This is a genomic window from Longimicrobium sp., assembly GCF_036280135.1.
Taxonomy (GTDB): domain Bacteria; phylum Gemmatimonadota; class Gemmatimonadetes; order Longimicrobiales; family Longimicrobiaceae; genus Longimicrobium.
Map to the genome: position 1 here is coordinate 1 of NZ_DASURI010000055.1, position 5473 is coordinate 5473.

General features: G+C 72.5%; 5 protein-coding genes and 1 pseudogene. 4 read left to right on the plus strand and 2 right to left on the minus strand.

Annotated features, from left to right (window positions below):
- Positions 1-147: 147 nt before the first annotated feature.
- Entirely contained in the window at positions 148-309 is a 162-nt protein-coding gene (locus VFZ20_RS01885) for a hypothetical protein (RefSeq protein ID WP_329682119.1), read from the minus strand.
- Positions 310-356: 47 nt separating this feature from the next.
- On the minus strand, positions 357-662 hold the full coding sequence (locus VFZ20_RS01890; RefSeq protein ID WP_329682120.1) for a hypothetical protein: 306 nt from the start codon (positions 660-662) through the stop codon (positions 357-359).
- A gap of 460 nt (positions 663-1122) precedes the next feature.
- Between VFZ20_RS01890 and VFZ20_RS01895 the strand changes: the two genes are divergently transcribed.
- The 4 genes and pseudogenes from VFZ20_RS01895 to VFZ20_RS01910 form a co-directional block, all read left to right on the plus strand.
- A complete protein-coding gene (locus VFZ20_RS01895; protein WP_329682121.1) occupies positions 1123-2136 on the plus strand; it encodes a LacI family DNA-binding transcriptional regulator in 1014 nt (337 codons plus the stop codon).
- A gap of 142 nt (positions 2137-2278) precedes the next feature.
- Complete coding sequence (locus VFZ20_RS01900; protein WP_329682122.1) at positions 2279-3334, plus strand: ketoacyl-ACP synthase III; 1056 nt, start codon at positions 2279-2281, stop codon at positions 3332-3334.
- Positions 3331-5133 (plus strand): AMP-dependent synthetase/ligase, encoded by a 1803-nt coding sequence (locus VFZ20_RS01905; RefSeq protein WP_329682123.1) that lies wholly within the window; start codon positions 3331-3333, stop codon positions 5131-5133. Before VFZ20_RS01900 ends, VFZ20_RS01905 begins: the two co-directional genes overlap by 4 nt.
- Positions 5133-5473 (plus strand): annotated as a pseudogene (locus VFZ20_RS01910) (hypothetical protein); the annotation flags it as partial. The gene VFZ20_RS01905 and the pseudogene VFZ20_RS01910, both read left to right, overlap by 1 nt.

Genomic DNA, 5473 nt, shown 5'->3' on the forward strand with positions numbered 1-5473 from the left:
CCCCCTCCCCCCGACCCCCTGCCCCCTGCCCCCGCTTGGCGGGGGAAGGGAGAACTGCGGCAGCGCGCTGCCCTCGGACTTCGCGCGAACAAAACCGGCCCGCCTCGACGCGAATCGAGGCGGGCCGGTCGTCATCATCCAACGAGTTCAGGGGCCGTCCGGATGGTCCGGGGGCGGCGGGTTGTCGCGGCGGCGGCGGTGCTCGGAGAGCAGGTACTCGAACGACTTCCAGATCACCACCGCCGCGTACAGCGCGCCCACGGCGACCAGGAGCGTAACGAGAATGCCGGATTCCAGGAGCTTTTCCATCCCGGAACTCTACGTCACCGGCCGCCGCCCCCGCAAGCGAGCGTGGATCAGGGCGTGCCCGTGGTCGTCCCGCCGGCCGCGCCCGTTCCGCCGTTGCCGGCGCCGCCGGGTTCCGCCGAGGAGTTGCCCATGGCGCCGCCGCCGCCCATGGGCGTGCTGTCGGCCATGGTGCCGCCCTGCGCGGCGGTGGGGACGCCCGTGGTGTCGGGGCTGTCCGTGAAGATCTCGGTATCGGCGGTGCCGGAGGCGTCCACGCCCGGCACGTCCTTTACGTCGCCCTCGTCGCTGCCGCCGCAGGCCGCCGTGGCGGCGAGCACCAGGGCCGCCGCGAGGGTGTGCATCGTCTTCCGCATCTGCCGCTCCTCGGTTCCGTAAGTCGTGGTCCGCGCACCGGATGGCACCGTCGTCCGCCCGCCGGCCGCGTGCCCCTCTGCAATGCGCGGACCCCCGGGGCCCTCACCCGCTCGAGGCCCTCACCCCGCTCGAGGCCCTCACCCCGCTCGTTCCTCGCGGCCCTCACCCCGCTCGAGGCCCTCACCCCGCTCGTTCCTCGCGGCCCTCTCCCGCAAACTGCGCGGGAGAGGGTGTAGACTTCGATCCGGCTCATCATCGGGAAGTCGAGCCCCTGCCGTTGCTGGCTATTCCCTATTCCCTGTTCCCTATTCCCTGCAGTTGCAGGCTGTCCCCGTACCCCGCAGCTCCGCCCCTCCACGCCCACCTTCTGAACAAAACCCCTTGCGCCCGCTGCCAATACGTATTAGCTAATACGTATCGACTATGCGACGAGCCAACCCGCCCTCCGAGACCCGCCGCGTGACCACGCATGACGTCGCCCGCCGGGCCGGCGTCTCGCAGGCGACCGTCTCGCTGGTGCTGGGCGGAAATCCCCGGGCGCGGGTGTCGGCGCAGACACGCGAGCGGGTGGTGCGCGCGGCGGGCGAGCTGGGCTACCGGCCCAACATCGTGGCCCGCGCCCTGGTGCAGCGAAAGTCGTACGCGCTGGGCGTGGTGGTGCCGGACCTGAGCAACCCGTTCTTCATGGACGTGGTGACGGGCGTGCAGCGCGTGGCCGCCGAGGCGGGATACGCCGTGCTCCCCGGCGACGTGCGCGAAACCTCGCCCGGCCGGCACCTGGACGCGCTGCGGGCCCGGCAGGTGGACGGGCTCATCCTGGAGGGCTTCGGCGCGCTGGCGTTGCCCGAGGCGGACTTGGCGGACCTGAAGGTCGTGCTGGTGGACGAGCCGTCGGAGCGCTTTCCCGGCGTCGCCAGCGACGCGCCCCAGGCGGGACGGCTGGCCGCGGAGCACCTGCTGGGGCTGGGCCACACGCGGTTCGCGTTCATCGGCCCGGCCATCGACGTCTACACGTTCCGCATGCGGGAGCGAGGCTTTTTCCAGGCCCTGCGCGCGGCGGGGCTGGGCCTTTCAAGCGACCGGCTGCGGCGCGTGATGCCCACCGTCGCGGGAGGCGTGCAGGCCATGCGCGCCCTGCTGGCCCTGCCGCGGGACGAGCGGCCCACGGCCGTGTTCTGCCCCACGGACCTGCTGGCCGCCGGCGCGCTCAAGGCCTGCCTGACGGCGGGGATCGCGGTGCCGGGGGAGATGAGCATCGTGGGATGCGACGACATCGAGCTGGCGCGCGTGCTCACGCCCGAGCTGACGACCGTTCGCATCCCCGCCCGCGAGCTGGGCGCCCGCGCCGCGCGGCTCCTTATCCGCCAGCTGGACGACGAGACCTGGACCCCGCGGCCAGGGAAGCCTCTGCCGGTGCGGCTTGTGGTGCGGGGGACGACCGGCCGGGTCGAGGGAATAGGGAACAGGGAATAGGGAATAGCGGGACGGCAGGACGTAGTCCGCCCGGGTGGTTATACGTATCAGCACACGCATGTTTCGCGCGACGGGGGCTCGTCGCGTAGACTCCCGCATTTCGCACTTTCGCACTTTCGCACTTTCGCACTTTCGCACTGACGTGTTCCGTAACGCGGTCATCACCGGTACCGGCAGCCACGTGCCCGAACGGGTCGTCACCAACGCGGAGCTCAGCGCCGCGCTGGGCGAGGACGTGGACGACTTCGTCCGCAACACGCTCGGCATCCGCGAGCGCCGCTGGTCCGCATCGAACGAGTCCACCGCCGACCTCGCTGAGCAGGCCGCCTCCCGCGCCCTGGACGACGCGGGGCTGCGGCCGTCCGATATCGACCTGCTCATCGTCTCCACCGACACGCCGGAGTACGTATCTCCCGCCACCGCGTCCGTCCTGCACGGGCGCCTGGGGCTGCGGCCGGACGCCGGCACCTTCGACGTCAACAGCGCCTGCGCGGGGTTCGCGACGGCGCTGGACGTGGCGTGGAAGTACCTGCGCGCCGACGACCGATACAACCGCGTGCTCGTCGTGGCCGTCTACGCCATGAGCAAGTTCCTGGACCCCGCGGACAAGAAGACGGTGACCATCTTCGCCGACGGCGCGGGCGCAATCGTCCTCGAGGCGTCGGAGCAGGCGGGGATCCTGGCGTCGGAGCTGGCGGCGGACGGGTCGCTGTCGGACGGGATGGGCGTGTTCGCCGGCGGCACGGCGGAGCCCATCACCCACGACGTGCTGGACGCCGGCGTGCGCAACCGGCTGCGCTTCGTCCGCAAGTATCCCAAAGAGGTGAACGAGGAGGGATGGCCGCGCATCGTCCGCTCCGTGCTGGGCCGCATCGGCGAGGACGTGGCGGACGTCGACCTCTGGCTGTGGACACAGGTCAACCGCTCCACGATCGAGATGGTGATGGACCGGCTCGATCTGCCGATGTCCAAAGCACATACAGTGATGGACAAGTGGGGCTACACTGGCTCTGCCTGCCTGCCCATGGCCCTGGACGACGCCGCGCGCGCCGGCCGCCTGCACCCGGGCGACCTCGTCGTGCTCACGGGCTCCGGCGCGGGGCTGTCCATGGGCTGCGTGGCCCTGCGCTGGACGCGCAACGGGCCGAACGGCGGTGGATCGGCCGATCGCGCACCGAACGGGGACGGGCGCGCATGATGTCCGACACGGCCGTCACCCTGTTCCTGGAGCGCGTCCGCGCGGACGGACACCGGCCGGCCCTCCGTCTGCTCGCCGCCGGTGGCGCCCCGCGCGACGAGACGCTGACGTGGCGCGCCTGGGCGGAGCGGGCACGCGCGTTCGCGGCGGCGCTCGTGGCCAACGGGCACCGCCCGGGCGAGCACGTGGCCATCCTGGCCGGCAACGGGCTGGAGTGGCCCGTGGCCGACTTGGGCGTGCTGATGGCCGGCGGCGTCTCCGTGGGCATCTACCCCACGAGCGCGCCGGGACAGGTGCGGCAGGTGCTGGAGGACTGCGGCGCGGCCTTCGTCGTCGTCGACACGGCGGCGCAGCTGGCCAAGGTGCGCGCCGTGCGCCACGACCTGTCCGGCCTGCGGACGGTGGTCGCCACGGAGGCGGACGGCGGGATGGATGTCATTGCCTGGGCGGAGTGGATGGCCCACGGCGAGGCGGCGCTGGGCGGTGTGCCGGAGATCGGCCACACCCTGGCGCAGCGGACGAACGACGCGTCCCCGGACGACACGGCCATCCTCATCTACACCTCCGGATCGACGGGTGAGCCCAAGGGGGCCATGCTCTCGCACCGGACGATCCTCGCCTCGGCGGCGTCCATCCGCGACACGCTGGGCCTGCACGCGGGCGACCGATCGCTCTCCTTTCTCCCGTTCTGCCACAGCGCAGAGCGCATCTTCGGCCTCTACACGCGCATTCTCGTGGGCATGGAGGCGGGGCTGGTGCCGGATCACACCCGCGTCTGGAAGGCCGCGGAGGCGTTTCGCCCCACGCTCTTTGGCGGGCTGCCGCGCTTTTACGAGAAGGCGGCGGACGTGCTGCGCGCGGAGAGGCTGACGGCGGCGGGGGACGAGCGAGACCGCTGGGAGCGCACGCTCACGCTGGGGACGGAGCGCTCGCGCCTGCGCCGCGCCGGCCAGCCCGTGCCGCCCGGGCTGGAGGACGCGTGGCGGACGGCGGGCGCAACGCTTAACGACCGGGCGCGGGCGCTGTTTGGCGGCGAGGTGCGGCTGGCGACCAGCGGCGGCGCCACGCTCCCCCTGGACGTGGCGGAGATGCTGGACGCGCTGGGCATCACCATCCTGGGCGGATACGGACTGACGGAGCACCTGTGCGCCGTCTTCAATCGCCCGGCGCGCTACGCCTTCGACAACGCGGGCCCACCCATGCCGGGGACGGAGCTGGGGATCGCGGAGGACGGCGAGGTGCTCCTGCGCCGCGGCGCGCTGACGTTCAGCGGCTACCACGGCCGGCCGCGCGAGACGGCGGATGCGTTCACGGACGACGGCGGATGGCTGCGCACGGGCGACCTGGGCCGCGTGGACGCGCACGGCGCCCTGCGGATCTCGGGGCGCAGGAAGGAGCTGATCGCCCTGAGCAACGGGAAGAAGATCGCGCCGCTGCCCATCGAGAGCGCCCTGGCGCAGGACCCGTGGATTCACCAGGCCATGCTGTACGGCGAGGGGCGCCGCTTCGTGAGCGCGCTGCTGGTGCTCAGCCGGCCGGAGCTGGAGTCGTGGGCGCGGCGGCACGCGGCGGACCCGGACGACCCGTCCGTCGTCCATGACCCGCGGCTGTACGCCAGCATCCAGGCGGCCGTGGACCGCATCAACGCCGGGCTCAGCAACCCCGAGCGGGTGCGCCGCTTTGCCCTGCTGCACCTGCCGTTCGAAGGCGACGACCTTACGCCCACCCTCAAGCTGCGCCGCGCCGTGATCGCCGAGCGGCACCGCGACCGGCTCGAAGCCCTTTACCAGGAACCCTGATGGCGCGACGCAACTCTCTCCTGGCCCTGCTCACGGGCACGGTGGCCATCGCGGCCGCGTATGCCTCGGCCTTTCTTCCCGGCGATCCGCCGGGGTGGGCGGCGTGGGCGCTGGCCATCGGCTCCGCCATGGTGATGATCTCCGCCGCGGCCATGGGCGCCGCGCGGCCGGACCGGGGGCTGGGCCGGCTAAAGCTGCCCCTGGCGCTGGCGTTCCTCGTCGTGGCCGGCGGCTTTGCCCTCGTGCTGTCCATGCCGGGGGCGGATGCCGCGAACCCCGCGCTGTTCCTGGGCCTGCCCGTGCGCGCGGCCATCGTGCTGCTGGGCATCGGCCTGCTGCC